Origin of the sequence: Kushneria sinocarnis (genome assembly GCF_003633775.1) — a bacterium.
In the GTDB taxonomy this organism is placed as follows: domain Bacteria; phylum Pseudomonadota; class Gammaproteobacteria; order Pseudomonadales; family Halomonadaceae; genus Kushneria; species Kushneria sinocarnis.
In genome coordinates this window covers 153105-170557 of the sequence record NZ_RBIN01000003.1, presented here as the reverse complement: position 1 = coordinate 170557, position 17453 = coordinate 153105, and the positions used below count along the sequence as shown (strand labels likewise).

The 17453-nt window shown below is 60.1% G+C and carries 19 protein-coding genes; 4 read left to right on the top strand and 15 right to left on the bottom strand.

Annotated features, from left to right (window positions below):
• Window positions 1–45: 45 nt before the first annotated feature.
• Complete coding sequence (locus C7446_RS05595) at window positions 46–828, bottom strand: SH3 domain-containing protein (protein WP_147408729.1); 783 nt, start codon at window positions 826–828, stop codon at window positions 46–48.
• A gap of 256 nt (window positions 829–1084) precedes the next feature.
• On the opposite strand from C7446_RS05595, the gene C7446_RS05590 reads away from it, so the two are divergent.
• On the top strand, window positions 1085–1666 hold the full coding sequence (locus C7446_RS05590; RefSeq protein WP_121172115.1) for a superoxide dismutase: 582 nt from the start codon (window positions 1085–1087) through the stop codon (window positions 1664–1666).
• A 75-nt stretch (window positions 1667–1741) separates the two neighbouring features.
• Here C7446_RS05590 and C7446_RS05585 read toward each other — a convergent pair whose 3' ends face one another.
• Together C7446_RS05585 and galU are read right to left on the bottom strand one after the other, a co-directional pair.
• Window positions 1742–3046: a nucleotide sugar dehydrogenase gene (locus tag C7446_RS05585; protein WP_121172114.1), complete on the bottom strand. Its 1305-nt coding sequence runs from the start codon at window positions 3044–3046 to the stop codon at window positions 1742–1744.
• A 2-nt stretch (window positions 3047–3048) separates the two neighbouring features.
• Window positions 3049–3939 carry a UTP--glucose-1-phosphate uridylyltransferase GalU gene (gene galU / locus C7446_RS05580; RefSeq protein WP_121172113.1) on the bottom strand — a complete coding sequence of 297 codons (891 nt, stop codon included), beginning with the start codon at window positions 3937–3939 and terminating at the stop codon, window positions 3049–3051.
• Between the two features lie 244 nt (window positions 3940–4183).
• On the opposite strand from galU, the gene C7446_RS05575 reads away from it, so the two are divergent.
• Genes C7446_RS05575 through C7446_RS05565 form a run of 3 tightly spaced genes read left to right on the top strand, consistent with a single transcriptional unit; the run spans window position 4184 to window position 6971 of the window.
• Complete coding sequence (locus C7446_RS05575; protein WP_121172112.1) at window positions 4184–5521, top strand: TRZ/ATZ family hydrolase; 1338 nt, start codon at window positions 4184–4186, stop codon at window positions 5519–5521.
• An 11-nt stretch (window positions 5522–5532) separates the two neighbouring features.
• The gene (gene ubiG / locus C7446_RS05570; RefSeq protein WP_121172111.1) at window positions 5533–6237 is read left to right on the top strand and encodes a bifunctional 2-polyprenyl-6-hydroxyphenol methylase/3-demethylubiquinol 3-O-methyltransferase UbiG; all 705 of its coding nucleotides are present in this window, start codon (window positions 5533–5535) and stop codon (window positions 6235–6237) included.
• Entirely contained in the window at window positions 6234–6971 is a 738-nt protein-coding gene (locus C7446_RS05565; protein WP_121172110.1) for an HAD-IA family hydrolase, read from the top strand. Before ubiG ends, C7446_RS05565 begins: the two co-directional genes overlap by 4 nt.
• Window positions 6972–6976: 5 nt before the next feature.
• Here the strand turns inward: C7446_RS05565 and ybgF are convergent, their stop codons facing one another.
• The 12 genes from ybgF to aspS form a co-directional block, all read right to left on the bottom strand.
• Window positions 6977–7834 carry a tol-pal system protein YbgF gene (ybgF, locus tag C7446_RS05560; protein WP_121172109.1) on the bottom strand — a complete coding sequence of 286 codons (858 nt, stop codon included), beginning with the start codon at window positions 7832–7834 and terminating at the stop codon, window positions 6977–6979.
• 18 nt (window positions 7835–7852) lie between these two features.
• On the bottom strand, window positions 7853–8377 hold the full coding sequence (gene pal / locus C7446_RS05555) for a peptidoglycan-associated lipoprotein Pal (protein WP_121172349.1): 525 nt from the start codon (window positions 8375–8377) through the stop codon (window positions 7853–7855).
• A 47-nt stretch (window positions 8378–8424) separates the two neighbouring features.
• Complete coding sequence (gene tolB, locus C7446_RS05550; RefSeq protein ID WP_121172108.1) at window positions 8425–9720, bottom strand: Tol-Pal system beta propeller repeat protein TolB; 1296 nt, start codon at window positions 9718–9720, stop codon at window positions 8425–8427.
• On the bottom strand, window positions 9720–10901 hold the full coding sequence (gene tolA, locus C7446_RS05545) for a cell envelope integrity protein TolA (RefSeq protein WP_121172107.1): 1182 nt from the start codon (window positions 10899–10901) through the stop codon (window positions 9720–9722). The genes tolB and tolA overlap by 1 nt, the downstream gene beginning before the upstream one ends.
• A 3-nt stretch (window positions 10902–10904) precedes the next feature.
• Entirely contained in the window at window positions 10905–11348 is a 444-nt protein-coding gene (gene tolR, locus C7446_RS05540; RefSeq protein WP_121172106.1) for a protein TolR, read from the bottom strand.
• Between the two features lie 11 nt (window positions 11349–11359).
• On the bottom strand, window positions 11360–12034 hold the full coding sequence (tolQ, locus tag C7446_RS05535) for a protein TolQ (protein ID WP_211327865.1): 675 nt from the start codon (window positions 12032–12034) through the stop codon (window positions 11360–11362).
• A gap of 24 nt (window positions 12035–12058) precedes the next feature.
• Window positions 12059–12478: a tol-pal system-associated acyl-CoA thioesterase gene (gene ybgC / locus C7446_RS05530; protein ID WP_121172104.1), complete on the bottom strand. Its 420-nt coding sequence runs from the start codon at window positions 12476–12478 to the stop codon at window positions 12059–12061.
• Window positions 12475–13515, bottom strand: coding sequence for a Holliday junction branch migration DNA helicase RuvB (ruvB, locus tag C7446_RS05525; protein WP_121172103.1), 1041 nt, complete (start codon window positions 13513–13515; stop codon window positions 12475–12477). Before ruvB ends, ybgC begins: the two co-directional genes overlap by 4 nt.
• On the bottom strand, window positions 13515–14141 hold the full coding sequence (gene ruvA / locus C7446_RS05520) for a Holliday junction branch migration protein RuvA (protein ID WP_121172102.1): 627 nt from the start codon (window positions 14139–14141) through the stop codon (window positions 13515–13517). Before ruvA ends, ruvB begins: the two co-directional genes overlap by 1 nt.
• A 120-nt stretch (window positions 14142–14261) precedes the next feature.
• Complete coding sequence (gene ruvC, locus C7446_RS05515) at window positions 14262–14798, bottom strand: crossover junction endodeoxyribonuclease RuvC (protein ID WP_121172101.1); 537 nt, start codon at window positions 14796–14798, stop codon at window positions 14262–14264.
• 34 nt (window positions 14799–14832) lie between these two features.
• Complete coding sequence (locus C7446_RS05510; protein WP_121172100.1) at window positions 14833–15588, bottom strand: YebC/PmpR family DNA-binding transcriptional regulator; 756 nt, start codon at window positions 15586–15588, stop codon at window positions 14833–14835.
• Window positions 15589–15679: 91 nt separating this feature from the next.
• A complete protein-coding gene (aspS, locus tag C7446_RS05505; RefSeq protein ID WP_121172099.1) occupies window positions 15680–17452 on the bottom strand; it encodes an aspartate--tRNA ligase in 1773 nt (590 codons plus the stop codon).
• Window position 17453 lies beyond the last annotated feature (1 nt).

The window sequence follows — 17453 nt, the reverse complement described above, 5'->3', positions numbered from 1 at the left end:
GGACATTCCTGTCGGCAAGCACACATTCATGTCATTCTCCCGCTTCTATTCCACTTCGCTGCTGTTGATCAGATCCTGAATGGAGGCCTGAGTCGCCTCAAGCGAAGTCTGACGCTGCTTCAGACCCTCAATCTGCCGATTCAATTCTCGGTTACGCTCTGAAAGCTGGCTGACCTGATCCGATAGTGTCGACAGTTGTGATGACTCCTGATCAAGCTGCTCGAGAGCCGATTGCTGCTGCCCCAGGCGCTCGTTCAGGGTATCCAGTCGCTGATCGCGGCTGGAAGCCGCCTCGGAGAGTTGCGAAATGCCCTCCTGCAGGTCGTTGAAACGCTTCTGAACGCCCTCCTGTCTTCCCGTCATGATCTGGCGCAGCTGTGCAATGCTCTTGTCCAGCGCCTGCTGGGATTGCTGCAGGGATTGAAGCGTGTCGTCGCGCCGGGTGCCGGCCTGCTGCAGGCGTTGCAGCTCCTCGGGGGCTACTTCGGGCCGTGACTGCAGTGCCGCTGAGAGATTGGACAGCTGCTGGCGCTGCTGTTTGACCTGCTGCGTCAGCTGATTCAACTGCTGATCAAGGTCAGCGCGAGTACCGGCCTGGTGATGCAGCCTGTCCTGCAGCTGCTGACGTGCCTGCCAGTCCATATAGATACTGCCGCATAATGCCAGCGCCAGCAGCAGGATCAGCAGATACAGGGGCCAGAGCGGCCGTCGCCGTGATGCAGACATGCGCTGTCGACCGTATCGCGCCGATTCGGAGTGATGGCTTGTCAATTGGTCTTCCTGATCGGGGACAATGGCCCGCGGGTTACGATAGCTGTCATCAGACATGGGATTTCCGGATCCGGATTCGCGCTGCAATGCGCCTCATGAGCAGTGACCATCGGCACTTACAGGCCAGATGCTACGATGCAATCCACCTTCGAGACCAGCCCGGTTCGCTCATGTGCCGGGATACAACCCGTGACAACATGGCATACAGCCTGCACGCCGGGGCGCGTTCATTCGACCCGGCAGCCTGATATGCTGGGCTCGGCTACTACCTGGTCGTTTCGACTCCCTTGTTTATCATCTGCCGGAGATCTCAGTGGCGTTCGAGCTTCCCCCACTGCCCTACGCTTACGATGCATTGCAGCCCTGCATTTCAAAGGAAAACCTGCACAGTCATCATGAACTCTATCATCGCCAGCTGCTGCGACGACTCAATCAACTGACTGCAGGGAAGCCGACGGAACACCAGTCCCTCGAAGCACTGATGCAGACCGGCAAGGGCGAGGTGCAGGCCTGTGCCGCTCAGGCCTGGAACCATGCCTTCCTGTGGCAGTGCCTTTCCCCCTGGGGAGGCGGAACACCCGGCGGGCGGCTGGCCGAAACGATCGACCGACAATGGGGAAGTTTCGACAACTTTCAGGAGATCTTCGAGCGCAGTGCGCTGGCCCATTTCCAGTCAGGCTGGACGTGGCTGGTCCGGCGGCCCGACACCCAGCTGGATATCGTCAATATCAGCGATGCCAGCTCTCCCCTGATGCGCGGTCTGATCCCCCTGCTGGTGATCGACATGTGGGAGCATGCCTATTATCTCGACTACCGCATGGATCGCTACAAGTACGTGCAGGGGTTCTGGCAGCTGGCCAACTGGGATTTTGCAGAACAGAATCACGCCTCGTGAATCAAAAAAAGAGGACCGATTTATCGTATCGATCCTCTTTGACCTTCACCACCCTTCACATGAAGCAAGGACTGCCTATTCGGTATCGATGCCGGAGCCGGGGTCGGCCTGTCGGCCAACGCCCCGATAGGTCAGTCCGTGACCGGCCACGAACGCGGGATCATAGATATTGCGGCCATCCAGAATCAGCGGATTGTTCAGCAGCGTCGCCAGACGGCGCCAATCGGGGTTCCAGTAACACTTCCATTCGGTGGCCAGCATCAGGGCATCTGCACCCTCGCAGGCCTTGTAGGCATCATCGACCAGAGTCAGCAGCGGGTGCTCGCCGTAATAGCGTGCCAGTGATGGCAGTGCCGCTGGATCATGGACCCGGACATGCACATTCTGAGCCCACAGTGCTTCGATCAGCCGCAGTACGGGAGCCTGATCGATTCTTGCGGTATTGGGTTTGAACGCAGCGCCCCAGATGGCCACCGTCAGATTCCCGATCCGACCGTCATGATGCTGCCAGAGCTTGCGAAACAGGGTCTCCTGCTTCTGCGTGTTGACCTCGATGACCTGCTTGAGCAGTGCCGAATCACGGTCGCTCTGTTCCCCGATCCGGGAGAGCCGGTAAAGGTTGCGCGCAAAGCTCGGGCCACCAAAGCCGCTGCCGGGATAGAGATACTCATGCCCGATGCGCCGATCGGCCCCCATGCCCTGACGCACCATTTCGACATCAACACCCAGGTGATCCGCCATATCGGCCAGCTCGTTCATGTAGCTCACCCGAGTGGCCAGCATGCCGATAATGGCCAGCTTGGTCAGCTCGGCAGCCCGCCGGGGCATCAGCTGGAAAACATCCTCGCGGCGATTGAAGGCGCGCAGCAGTTCACGGATCTGACGCTCCGCCCACTCGTTCTCGCTGCCCAGCATCCAGCGCTCGGGGCGCATGAACATGCCCAGCGCCCTGCCCTCCTCGAGCATGTCGGGCAGTGCCACGGCCACCTGACGCTCGCGTCGCATCAGCTCTTCAAGCTTTTCGGTATGCCCGATGGGGAAGGTGCTGTTATTCACCAGCACGAAATCGTGCGATTCCTTGCCCAGCGTGCTTTCGACCCACTGATCGGCATCATGGCGCTGATCGGCCGAGAGCCCGAGCCAGTAGATATCGGCAGCAGGCAGTGAACGCTGGGAATCACAGAGCTGCAGGGATTCTGCGGCAATGTTCTGCTGGAGCTGATCGGCCAGCCCCGGTTCACTTCTGAGCCAGTCCGATTCACGCAGCTGCGACCAGGGCTGGGCAGGATGAGGCCACCAGTAAACCTGGTGGCCCACGGTTGAAAGAGCGGCCGCTGCCGTGGCCGCACTCAGTTCACTACCATGAACGACAACCTGCATGCTCAGGCCTCGCCACTGTAGCGTTGCAGCAGCTCACGGAACCCTTCACCGAACTTGGGATGACGCTTGGCGAACGAGATCGTGGCTTCCAGGTAACCGAGCTGGTGCCCGCAGTCGTAGGTATCGCCCTTCATGCGATAGGCGGCCACATCCTGCTCTTCACGCAGCTTGTCGATGGCATCGGTGAGCTGGATTTCGTTACCGGCACCCGGGGTGGTCTCGGCCAGCAGCGGGAAGATCCGACCGGGCAGCAGGTAGCGTCCGATCACGGCCAGGGTAGAAGGCTCCTCGCCCTTGCCCGGCTTCTCGACCATGCCGGTGATACGAGCACTCTTGCCTGCTTCGGGCGTTTCTCCCTCGAGTGCCACGATACCGTACTTGTAGGCAACTTCACGCGGCACATCCTCGACCATGATCTGGGCATGACCGGTGTCGTCATAGGCCTTGATCATGCCTGCCAGGTCATTCTGCTCCAGACCGTCGGCATCGACGAGCACATCAGGCAGCAGTACCGCGAAGGGCTCGTTGTCGCCCAGCACGGGGCGAGCACACATCACGGCATGCCCCAGACCCAGTGCTTCATGCTGACGTACACTGATGATTGAAACGTCTTCGGGGATGATGTCCCGGATTTCACTCAGCAGCTCGTCCTTGCCCTTGGCTTCCAGCTGGGATTCAAGTTCGTAATGCTTGTCGAAGTGGTTCTCGATCGCCGACTTGGATGAATGGGTGACCAGTACGATCTCCTTGATGCCGGCAGCTACCGCTTCCTGAACAACGTACTGGATGACCGGCTTGTCAACGATCGTGATCATTTCCTTGGGAATGGCCTTGGAAGCTGGCAGACAGCGTGTTCCAAAACCTGCAACAGGCAATACGGCCTTACGAATCATTCCCTGAGTCCTTTTTCAGCGTGGTGTACGTCTATCGTGGTATTGAAACGTCGATGGTTACTGCTTGAAAAGCAGTTTCAGTCCGGCAATTTGTGGTGTTTTGTATCCAGTTTCCGTTTATACCTGTGTTATTTGTTTTTCTTGAAAGAAGATAACGGTATAAAAAGGGTACCGCCCGGATACGTCATTCACTGACGACATGCGGTTACCAAGTTAGGATAGCCGAATTTCCAGGGAGTTTTACATGCCTGCTACTCAGTCCGTCTCTGCCGATCTGCTTATAGAGTGTCGCTGGCTGCTGCCCATGACCGCAGGATGGCCGGTGAAAGAGTGGCAGGCCATTGCCATATCCGATGGTATCATTCAGGGCGTGTGGCCCATTGATGAAGCCAGGACCCGGGTACAAGCCGGTCGGACCCTTCGGCTGGAACAGCATGCGCTGCTGCCGGGGCTGGTCAATGCCCACAATCATGCCGGCATGAGCATGATGCGGGGGTATGCGGATGATCTTCCCCTCATGACCTGGCTGAAGGAACACATCTGGCCCGCCGAAGCTGCTTTCATGCAGCCCGAATTCGTTGCTGACGGCACTCGGCTGGCCATCGCCGAAATGCTGCGCTCGGGTACCACCCTTTTTTCCGACATGTATCTGGCGCCGGAAGCCGCTGCCGAGGTGGTCAACCGATCGGGCATCAGGGCCCAGCTCTGTACTCCCCTGATTGATTTCCCCACCCCCTGGTCGGAGGGTTTTAAAGCGGGACTCGACAAGAGTGCGGCGCTGCTGGAACGCTATCGCCATCACGAGCGCATTTCCATTACCCTCGGGCCCCATGCGCCCTATACGGTGAGCGACGAGAGCCTGCGCCAGTTGCGTCAGGCACGTGACCGACTGGGGCTGCCGATACAGATGCATGTTCATGAAACCCGGGACGAAGTGGACTCGGCCGAGATACGTCCGCTGCAACGGCTGCATGATGCCGGGTTGCTTGATAACGGCTTTCAGGCGGTTCACATGACCCAGCTGACGGAAGCCGAGATCCGGCAGGTTGCCGACAGTGGCGCCTCTGTTATCCACTGCCCCCAGTCGAATCTCAAGCTTGCCAGTGGCTTCTGCCCGGTTACTCGCCTGCTTGAAGCGGGCATCAATGTGGCACTGGGGACCGATGGCGCCTGCAGCAACAACGATCTCGACATGTTCGACGAGATGCGTCATGCCGCCCTGCTGGCCAAGGGAGTCAGTGGCGACGCGGCCTCGCTTCCGGCCATGGCAGCGCTGGCCATGGCCACCATCGAGGGTGCCCGTGCCCTGGACATGGCTGACCGGGTCGGCAGCATCCAGCCGGGCATGGCAGCCGATCTGATTGCCGTAAATCTTGACAGTCTGGAAAGCCAGCCCGTTCATCATCCTGAATCGGCACTTGTCTATGCTGTAAACAGTCGGCAGGTGTCACACGTCTGGGTGGCCGGTCAGCTGCTGCTCGATGAAGGGGAGCTGGTCAATGAAGACGAGCGCGAACTGATTCAAATGGCGCGGCATCGGCAGCAGCAGATGGCCGACAACGCGCCCCATCCTGCATCATGAAGGAGTTATCAATGCCCAATGTGGATCAGGGCGAAATCGCCAAGTTCGACTCCCTGGCCAGTCGCTGGTGGGATCGGGAGGGCGAATTCAAACCGCTGCATGACATCAACCCGTTACGGCTGGATTATATCGATGAACGCGCCGGACTGGTGGGCAAAAGGGTTATCGATATCGGTTGTGGTGGCGGCATCCTGAGCGAGGCCATGGCACATCGTGGCGCTCGGGTAACCGGCATTGATCTGGGAGAAACACCGCTTTCCGTGGCACGCCTTCATCAGCAGGAAAGCGGTGTCGAGGTCGATTATCAGTGCATCAGTGCCGAAGAAATGGCACAAGCCCATCCCGGTGAATTCGACATCGTTACCTGCCTGGAGATGCTGGAGCATGTACCACGTCCCGAGAGCGTGGTGGCCGCCTGCGCACGACTCGTCAAACCCGGTGGCCATGTCTTCTTTTCAACCATCAACCGCTGCCCGAAATCCTGGCTGCTGGCCATCTTCGGCGCTGAATATGTCCTGCAGCTGCTCCCCCGCGGAACTCATGAGTACAAGCGATTCATCCGCCCTTCCGAGCTGGCCCGCTGGGCTCGTACCAGCGATCTTCAGGTCAACGATATTACCGGTCTGACCTACAACCCGGTCACGCGACAGTACCGTCTTTCGGCCAACGACACCGACGTGAACTACCTGATGCATACCCGGCTGGAAACCCCATGACCGCAGAACAGGGTATACCCGTGCCACGGGCGGTGCTGTTCGATCTCGACGGTACGCTGGTGGATACCGCGCCTGATCTGGCACGTGCCACCAATGCGCTGCGCCGGGCTCACTCTCTGGCCCCCCTTCCCTATGAGATCATCCGCGCCGAGGTCTCTCATGGGGGCAATGCCCTTGTCACGCTGGCTCTCGGCTACACCACCGACCATCCCGAGCATGCAACGGCACGCCACCGGCTGCTTGAAGCCTACGGGCACAACGTGGCCGAGGAAAGCCATCTATTTGAAGGGCTGGAACGGGTGTTGAATCGCTACGTCGAACAGCAGCAGCCATGGGGGATCATTACCAACAAGCCTCGGCGTTATGCCGAGCCGCTGCTTGAAGCACTGGGGCTGGTACCTGATGTACTGCTCTGCGCCGATGATCTACCCGTCAAGAAACCCGACCCCGCGCCTCTGCTCGAAGCCGCACGGCGTCTGCAGGTTTCTCCCCGGGAGTGCTGGTACATCGGTGATCATGAACGTGACATGGAAGCCGCGATGGCTGCCGGGATGACAGCCGTGGCGGTGCACTACGGTTACCTGAGAGAAGGTGATGATCCACTGCTCTGGCCTGCCCATCACCGTTTTGAAACGTCATCGGAACTGGCGGAAATGCTGCTCACGCACTGCCATGATACCGCCGATCGCGCCCAGCCCTCCCCGGGAGGTCGGGGCGCAACGAGTGACTCCTGACGCCATCAGCCGCCGGTCTTGTCGAGAAAATCCTGCGCCAGACCGGCCGCATTGCTGTCGGGATAGTCCCGGATAACGCGCTGCAGCAGTTGCTGGGCCTGGTCACTTTCTCCCTGGCGAGCCCTGACAAGACCCAGCTTGTAAATGGCATCCGATACCTTGCTGCTCCCGGAATAGTCGTCAATGACCGTCTGGAAGGCCCCGGCTGCCTGGTCAAGCCGCGACCTGGCTGAATAGAGCTCACCAAGCCAGTAGTAGGCATTGCCTTTCAGAGGGGTATCGCTGTACTGCTGGTTGAACTGTTCAAAGGCGTCGATGGCCTGATCGAACTGACGCTGCTGCACCAGAGCAAACGCCTCCTGGTAAGCCTGTTGGGCATCGCCTGCCCCGTTAGCTGACGCTGACGAGGAAGCGCTACCCGAGGAAGACGCACTGCCGGCGGCAGCATTATCACTACTTCCCGACGAGCCGGATACGTCTCCTGCCCCGGAGCGTGCGGCGCGGGTAATGGGGTCGCTGGAGTCATCGCCGCTGCCGGAGCTGGCAGGAGCACCGGCCGAGCTGCCTGCGCCACTTCCGCTGTTACCGGAAAGCCGTTCTTCCAGATCGAGATAACGCTGCTTGGAAAGCCGGGTCTGCTGCTCGAGCTCATGTTCGAGCTTTTCGATTCGGCCACGCAGCTCGTTTATGGACTGTTGCTGATCCTGCAGGCGGTTGAACAGCATCATGTTACCGCTGCCGGTCGAGGTCTGATCGTAGATCGAACTGCCCTGTGCGGGAAGATCCGTACCGGACTCGGCCATAACGGACAGCGGGAGCACCAGGGCTCCCGCGCCGCACAGTCTGACAAGACTGTGTTTCATCAGTCGTCTCCGAAGCTATCAGTAATCGATGACGACGCGACGGTCCTTGGCATAGGCCTGCTCGGAGTTACCCTGCATTGCCGGACGCTCTTCACCGTAGCTGACGACTTCGATCTGGGAAGCAGAAACACCCTGAATGGTCAGGTACTGCTTGACGGAGTTGGCACGACGCTCACCCAGCGCCATGTTGTATTCACGCGTGCCACGCGGATCGGTATGGCCTTCCAGCACGACACTGGTATCCGGATGAGACTGCAGATAGCTGGCGTTGCGATTGAGCACCGACTCGTACTGCGACGGGATACTCGAGCTGTCGAACTCGAAGTAGACCGTGGTTTCACTGGGCATCTGATCGCGCTGATCCATGCCGGCGCCCTGTGCGCCCTGGCTGCTGCTCATTCCCTGAGTGCTTGCACCGGTACTGGTACCGCTGCTCATGCCACCCATTTCGCCGTCCTGAGTACCACCGCCGCTGGAGCAACCGGCAATGACAGCCAGCGAAAGTGCGGCAGTCAGAGTCCTGGCGTAATTGGTGAATTGCATGATCATCTCCTTGCTCGTTTAACGAATGACGACTTCATTCTAGTGGTTTAATTCAAAAACGGCGACCAGGCCGGTTCGCGTACATTCCCGCTGGGGGAAGGTATGACAAATTCGGCGCGGCCGTCCGCTGATACAGCACCGAGAACACCCTGGCTCCCCTGCTGAGTGGCATATACCACCATAGTGCCGTTGGGTGCAACGGCAGGTGCTTCATCCTGGGCCGTTGAGGTCAGAACGGTCACACGATCGGTTTCCAGATTCTGCTTGGCAACCTGAAATCCCCGATCGGTTCTTGTGCTCATGAAAACTGCCTCGCCATCGGGCCCGTACTGACCACCGGCATTGTAGTTGCCCGTAAAAGTCAGCCGGGAAGCACTGCCACCATTGGAGGACATCGTATAAAGCTGAGGTTGTCCACTGCGATCGGAAGTGAACAGCAGTGTCGAACCATCAGGGCTCCAGTCCGGCTCCGTTTCGATGGCCTCCGAGCGGGTCATCCGGGTCAGCGAACGCGATGCCACGTTCATCACATAAATTTCCGGCTGACCATCACGGGATAGTGACATGGCAAGCTTGCGGCCATCCGGTGACCATGACGGCGCCCCATTGATGCCCTCGAAGGAACTCAGCTTGACACGCTTGCCTGTCGAGAGCTGTTGCACATATATGGCGGGACGGCCGGACTCGAAGGAGACATAGGCCAGTTTCTGACCATCAGGGGACCAGGCGGGCGACAGGATGGGCTGATCAGAGGACAGCACCTGCTGGGTATTGTGTCCATCCTGATCGGCAACATAGAGCGCGAACTGCATATTGTCGTCCACGCCGGTAGCGGAAACATAGGCAATTCTGGTCTGAAAGGCGCCTCGAATTCCGGTAATGGCCTTGAAGATGCGATCGGCGATGTAGTGCGCCCGCGAGCGCAGCTGATCCGCGCTGGAGGTAACACTTTCACCGATCATGCGCTTGTTGCCGTAGACGTCGTGCAGCTCCCAGCTGATCCTGTAGCCATTACCGGACTGCTCGATGCTGCCCACCACGAGATAATTGGCCTTGAGCTGCTGCCAGTCCGCATAGTGAATCTGTTCACCACTGGCCGGGGTCGACAGCATCTCGCTGCGCTCGAGAGGCGAAAACTGACCGCTGTGCTGCAGGTCATTGCTGATGATACGTGCAATATCCTGGGGAGGATTGTTGCCATCCGCCTGAAAGGGCACCACAGCGATCGGCATGGCCTGGTCGTTACCCTTGGTGATTTCGATGGTCAGATCACCTTCGGCTCGCGCCGTCATGCTGACCAGCAACATCATGATCATGCCCGTCAGGGCCACCATACGTTTCATCAGCGCACATCCTCGGGGTTGAAGCGGAGATTGAATTCACGAAACTGTCGTTGCTGTGCCGAAGGCAACTTGCTCAATTCGGTAAAGGGAGCCGCCTTGCGTACCGCCTGAAGCGCTGAACGGTCGAAGCTGGCATTACCGCTGCCTTCGAGGACTCTGGCATCAACCAACTCACCGGTAGGCAGCAGGCGGATACGTATCGTCGCCTGAACCCCCGAAGAGATATTGGGGGGCTGAGACCAGTTCTGTTCCACATAACGCCTGACCAGATTCATGAAGCCATTGGCCGCTTCCCTGGCCTGACGTGCATTGGCGATGGATTGCTGTTCACTGGAAATTTCACTGCCCAGGTCACCGCTGGCCTCGGCCGCAGCCTGAGCCATGCGCTTCTGCTCGGCTTGGCGTTTCGCCTCGGCAGCGGCCTTCTCCTTCGCTTCCTGCTCGGCCTGGCGCTTCGCCTCGGCAGCGGCCTTCTCCTTCGCTTCCTGCTCGGCCTGGCGTTTCGCCTCGGCGGCGGCCTTCTCCTTCGCCTCCTGCTCAGCCTGGCGTTTCGCCTCGGCAGCGGCCTTCTCCTTCGCTTCCTGCTCGGCCTGGCGTTTCGCTTCGGCAGCGGCCTTCTCCTTCGCCTCCTGCTCGGCCTGGCGTTTCGCTTTGGCGGCGGCCTTCTCCTTCGCTTCCTGCTCGGCCTGGCGCTTCGCCTCGGCGGCAGCCTTCTGTTCCGCCTGAGCCTTTTCACGCGCCTGTTGTGCCGCCTTCTCACGAGCAGCCTGCTCCTGCTCACGCTGGGCTTCGGCCTGCTGTCGCTGACGGGCTTCCTGCTGCTGCTGCCGGGCCAGCTGTTGCGCCTGCTCGGCACGCGCCCGCGCCTCCTGTTGCGACTGCCGAGCCTGTTCGTCTGACTGCTCCTCGCTCTCCCGGGATGAGGCAGTCTCTTCGGCTGCCGGAGTGCTTTCTTCTTCAGGCTCGGGCGTGCTCGAAGCCGATGGCGCCGACTCCTGAGGCTGTTGCGCCTGGTCGGTAGTCGTTTCCAGCTTTACCAGCCTGGCATGTACAACCGCGCTGGAAGTCTTCTCCGAAGAGCTGAAGGAAAGATTCAGCATGGTCAGGACCAGTGCACCGGCATGCACCAGTACAGCGAGGATAACGGGCAGTGTATAACCGACGCGACTGTAGCGTTTCATGCGCTAGCCCTGATTCTGACCGCCCGACGGCGGATCCGAAATCAGCCCGACATTCGGTACTCCGGCCCCCTGCAGCGTTCCCATCAACGAGATCACCTGTCCATAGGAGACATTCCGATCCCCCCTCACCATGACCGGAGTATCGGGGTTACGGCTCAGCACGGTCTTGACCTGACTGGCGATATTGTCCAGATCCACGGTTTGTTCGCGATCACCGAGGCTGATGTAATAGTTGCCGTCCTGATCCACGGTGACGATCAGGGGCTTGTTATCATCCTGAATCGGCTCGGAAGTCGCCTGCGGCAGGTCCACTTCCACTCCCTGATTGATCATGGGAGCGGTGATCATGAAGATCACCAGCAGTACCAGCATGACGTCGATAAAGGGGACCACATTCAGCTCACTGGCCAGCTTGCGGCGCCCCTTGCGGCGATATGGCGATGACATGGGTAAGCTCCTCAGGCTGCTTCTTCCGAGGCTCGCCCCTGGAGATTGCGATGCAGGATGGAGTGAAACTCCTCGGCAAAGTTCTCCAGACGCCCCATCAGCTCATCCACGCGACTGACCAGACGGTTATAGGCAATGACGGCCGGAATGGCGGCAAACAATCCCATGGCGGTAGCGACCAGTGCTTCGGCGATCGAGGGTGCGATGACCCCCAGCGTCACCTGCTGAACGCTGCCCAGACTCTGAAAGGTGCCCATGATGCCCCAGACGGTGCCGAACAGGCCGACATAAACCGCGGAAGAGCTGATGGTAGCCAGAATGGCCAGGTGGCGCCCCAGACGGGACTCCTCCCGCGAAAGCGCTACCCGCATGGCGCGCTGAACACCATCCAGCACGGCATCATTGCTGCGCGCCTTGGGCAGCAGCCGGTTGAACTCCCGAAACCCCGAGCGAAAGACATGTGCGGCACCGGTCGGCTGGGTGGAAGGCAGTTCACGATAGAGTTCATTGAGATCGACCCCGGACCAGAAGTGATCCTCGAAATCCTCGAGCTCGCGACGATCGCGCCGCAGCGACATGCCACGCTGAAAGATCACCACCCAGGAAACAATGGAGGCTGCCAGCAGGATCAGCATGACAATCTTCACGACAACGCTGGATTGCCAGAACAGGGAAATAATCGACATCGAATCACTCACTGGGGAACCTCATCATGACATCCGGTTGTAGGCAGCGGCCGTTTCATCCAGCGCTGCACGCAGGGATTCGGGCCAGCGAACGGGGCGGGAACGACCGGCATCGATACAGGCAATATCGACCCGAGCGCTGACCAGCAGCTCATCCGAGCGCCTGACCTGCTGCTCGAAGGTGGCACTGCAGTGCGAAAATGTCGTTACTGCAGCAGTAACGGACAGTTGCTCGTCAAGTCGGGCTGCCTGTCGGTAACGACAACTCAGACCACTGACCACAAGCTGAATATTCCGATCCATGAGTGCCTGCTGGCCGAACCCATGTGAACGCAGCCATTCGGTACGCGCCCGTTCCATGAAATGCAGGTAACGGGCATGGTAGACGATACCGCCGGCATCGGTATCCTCGATATAGACCATCACCGGGAGCGCAAATGTCATGGTACCGCTCTGTCGCTTTCGGATTCGGGAACATCATCACCGGGCGAGAGTCCGAAATGCAGGTAGGCCGAGCGGGTGACAATACGCCCGCGAGCGGTACGCATCATGAAACCCTGCTGAATCAGGTAAGGCTCCAGCACATCCTCGATGGTGTCACGCTCCTCGCTGATGGCCGCAGCCAGGCTTTCAACACCCACCGGCCCCCCATCGAACTTCTCGATCATGGTCGTCAGCAACCGGCGATCCATGTGATCCATGCCACAGCGGTCGACATTGAGCATGTTGAGTGCCTGATCGGCGATCTCCCGATCCAGTCGACCATCGCCCCGTACCTGGGCGAAATCCCTGACCCGGCGCAACAGTCGATTGGCAATCCGCGGTGTCCCCCGGGAACGGCGGGCGATCTCGCGCGCGCCCGCCTCGTCAGCCTCCAGTGACAGCAGACGAGAACTGCGGGTCACGATCTCGGTCAGCTCATCGACTCCGTAGAACTCGAGGCGCTGCACGATACCGAAGCGATCGCGGAGCGGAGAGGTCAGCAATCCGGCTCGAGTGGTAGCGCCGACCAGCGTGAAGCGCGGCAGATCCAGCTTGATCGAACGGGCGGCCGGACCCTCTCCGATCATGATATCGAGCTGAAAGTCTTCCATTGCCGGATAAAGCACTTCTTCAACCGCCGAAGAGAGCCGATGAATCTCGTCGATGAACAGAACGTCGCCGGGTTGCAGATTGGTCAGCATGGCCGCCAGATCTCCGGCCTTTTCAAGCACCGGACCCGAGGTCGACTTGATATCCACCCCCATCTCGCCGGCGATGATGTTGGCCAGCGTGGTCTTGCCCAATCCCGGCGGTCCGAATATCAGCGTGTGATCAAGGCTGTCCTGGCGCTGGCGCGCCGCGGTAATGAAGATTTCCAGCTGTTCGCGAGCACCGCGCTGACCGATATACTCATTGAGCCGGTCGGGACGGATGGCGGAATCATGCCGGGTATCATCACTCTGGGCAGCGCCACCGATCAGACGCTCGGTCTCAATCATCAGTGCCTGCTCCCCCGCCCTGTCAGCTGCTGTGACAGCGCCGACTTGATCAGCGCTTCGGTAGGCTGAGTGGTATCCAGCCCGGTCAGCATGCGCGCCGCGTCAGTAGGCTTGTAGCCCAGCGCCACCAGCGCGGCTTCGGCATCGGCATAATTGTCGGCTTCCAGTGGCAGGGCCTGTTCCGTGGCTGAGGTTGAACCACTCGCCTGCTCGAATTCCGGCCAGTGCCGAAAACGATCCCGCATTTCGACGATCAGCCGATCGGCCGTCTTGCGGCCCACGCCCGGCAACCGGGTCAGCGCCTTGCTGTCTTCCTCGGTCACACAGCGCATGAACTGCTCGCGCTCCATTCCCGACAGGATCGCCAGCGCCAGACGCGGTCCCACGCCCGAAATCTTGATCAGTTCCCGGAACAGGTGACGCTCGGCTTCATCAATGAAGCCATAAAGCAGATGCGCATCCTCGCGCACGCTGAGATGGGTATAGAGATGCACGGCCTCTCCCGGTGACGGAAGAGCCAGCAGCGTATTCATCGATGCTTCGATTTCATAGCCCACGCCGTGTACATCGATGACTGCCAGCGGCGGCTGCTTTTCCAGCAGCGTGCCAGAGAGCCTTCCGATCATGCTCCGGAATTCCCCAAAAGATGCTTTATAACAATGCTCGTCACTATACTGATCGACCGGTGCGGTGAACAGACGCGACACCTTCGCTTACATGGCGCGCCTGCCCGACCGACCACCGGTTCATTGCGGCCTGAACTGACGCCAGCTCGAGCGGCGTCCGCCTCGACCACCGCCCATGCCCCGTGCCGTCAGACCGCGCCGGGTATAGCAGTGCGTCAGGGCAATGGCGAGGGCATCAGCGGCGTCACTGCGCGGAGCAGCGGAAAGCCCCAGCGTGGCGGTCACCATCTGCTGGATCTGCTGCTTGTCAGCTCCCCCATTGCCGGCCACCGCCTGCTTGACCGCGCGCGCTGCATATTCGAACACTTCGAGTCCGTGATTGGCAGCACAGACAATGGCACTGCCGCGCGCCTGACCCAGCTTGAGTGCCGAATCGGCATTGCGCGACAGAAAGACCTGTTCAATGGCCACTTCAGCCGGACGATATTCGGCGATCACCTCGGCAATGCCGGCGTAGACCTGGGCCAGTTTCTGAGACAGCTGATCGCCATCGATGCGGATGCAGCCACAGGCGATATAACGCGGACTGGCCGCCGTCGTATCGATCACGCCGAAACCGGTCAGCCGAGAGCCGGGATCGATACCCAGCAGGATCAAGCGACCACCCCGGCAGAGATTCTCCGGCGCTGCATCAGGACCCTTCCAGCTCGGTCATGACCGAATCGGCGAAATCGGCATTGGAGTAGACATTCTGCACATCATCGAGATCCTCGAGCATGTCGAACAGCCTGATGACCTTCCGAGCCGTTTCGACATCATCAACGGTCGAATAGGTATCCGGATACATGCCTACTTCACTGCGCTCCGGCTCCAGCCCGGCACTGACCAGCGCATCCTTGACCGCCCCGAAGTGCCCCGGGGTCGTCACCACGTCAATTGACCCGTCTTCATTGGTGACCACGTCCTCGGCGCCGGCCTCCAGGGCCGCTTCAATGATCGTCTCTTCATTACTGCCAGCGGGAAAGCTGATATAGCCGCGATGGCGAAACATGAAGGATACCGACCCCGAGGTGCCCATGTTGCCCCCCTGCTTGCTGAAGGCATGGCGAACCTCGGAAGCGGTGCGATTGCGGTTGTCCGTCATGCATTCGACCAGCATCGCCACGCCATCCGGACCATACCCCTCGTAGGTCAGCTCCTCCATGTTGTCGGTTTCGGTATTACCGACCCCCCGATCCACGGCCCGCTGGATCGCATCCTTGGTCATGTTGTTGGACAGGGCCTTGTCGATGGCAGCCCGCAGGCGCGGATTGTCATTCGGTTCGCCCCCGCCCTGGCGCGCCGCCACCGTCAGTTCACGAATCAGTCGGGTAAAGATCTTGCCTCGCCGGGCGTCCTGCGCCGCCTTGCGATGCTTGATATTGGCCCATTTGCTGTGGCCAGCCATGGCATAGCCCCCTGTGGCATGAGAGCGCCGGCGGATACAGGTATCTGCCGGCGCCCGATTGACTGCTGTTGTAGCTCGATACGACTCGGGGTCAGGACTGCTCGCTCGCCTTTGACCGCAGGCGAATATGCAGCTCCCTCAGCTGTTCGGCACTGACTTCACCCGGCGCATCGGTCATCAGATCGGCGGCACTCTGGGTTTTCGGGAAGGCGATCACATCCCGGATGGTGCGACCGCCCGTCATCAGCATGACCAGCCGGTCCAGCCCGAAGGCCAGCCCGCCATGCGGAGGTGCACCATGGGCCAGTGCTTCGAGCAGGAAGCCGAATTTTTCACGGGCCTCTTCCTCACCGATGCCCAGCGCCTCGAAGACCCCCTGCTGCATGGCATGATCGTGAATACGGATCGAACCACCGCCCAGCTCGGTGCCGTTGAGCACCATGTCATAGGCGCGGGACAGCGCACCCGCCGGGTCGGCCTTGAGCTCTTCGGAGGAGCATGCCGGCGCCGTGAACGGATGGTGCAGCGCGGCCAGACGGCCGTTGTCGTCACGCTCGAACATGGGGAAATCCACCACCCAGAGCGGCGCCCATTCTCGCGTATACAGAGCCAGATCCTCACCGAGGCGTACCCGCAGGGCCCCCAGCGCCTCGTTGACGATACCGGCCTTGTCGGCGCCGAAGAAGATGATGTCGCCATCCTCGGCCCCGACCCGATCCAGCAGTTCATCCACCACGCCTTCCATGAACTTGACGATCGGCGACTGCAGACCCTCAAGACCGGCACTGCGGTCATTGACCTTGATCCAGGCCAGACCACGGGCGCCATAGATGTTCACGAACTGCGTATAGTCATCGATCTCCTTGCGGGTCAGACGACCACCACCCGGCACGCGCAGCGCTGCCACACGGCCCTCGCTGTCATTGGCTGGCGCGGAGAAGACCTTGAAGTCGACGGATGTCATCAGGTCATCGACATCGACCATCTCCAGCGGAATGCGCAGATCGGGCTTGTCCGAGCCGTAGCGCTGCATGGCTTCGGCCCAGCGCATGCGCGGAAATTCGGGCAGTGTCACGTCGAGCACATCGCGGAACAGCTGGCGGATCATGGTTTCCGTAATCTCCATGATGTCCTGCTCTTCAACGAAGGAGGCCTCGATATCAATCTGGGTGAATTCCGGCTGCCGGTCGGCACGCAGATCTTCATCACGGAAGCACTTGGCAATCTGATAGTAGCGGTCGAAGCCGGACACCATCAGCAGCTGCTTGAACAGCTGTGGCGACTGCGGCAGTGCAAAGAACTCGCCGGCATGCGTCCGGCTGGGTACCAGATAGTCACGTGCCCCTTCCGGAGTGGCCCGGGTCAGGATCGGTGTTTCGATATCCAGAAAACCCTGACCTTCCAGATAGGCTCGCACGCTGTGCGTGATCCGGGAGCGCAACTGCAGGCGCTCGATCATCTCCGGACGGCGCAGATCAATGTAGCGGTAGCGCAACCGGACGTCTTCGCCCACCTTGCCGTGCTCATCGAGCTGGAACGGCGGTGTGACCGAGGTATTGAGAACCTCCACCTCCAGTGCCAGCACCTCGATCAGGCCGGTCGCCATATTGGGATTGCGCGTCCCTTCGGGGCGCATACGCACACGGCCCCGAATGCGCAGTACATATTCGCTGCGGGCATTGTCCGCGCGGGCGAAGGCATCAGGGGTGTCCGGGTCGACCACGACCTGGGCGATACCCTCGCGATCGCGCATGTCGAGAAAGATGACACCGCCGTGATCGCGCCGTCGATGTACCCATCCGCACAGGGTGACTTCGTGATCCACGAAGGTGTCGTTCAACTCGCCGCAATAATGGCTGCGCATC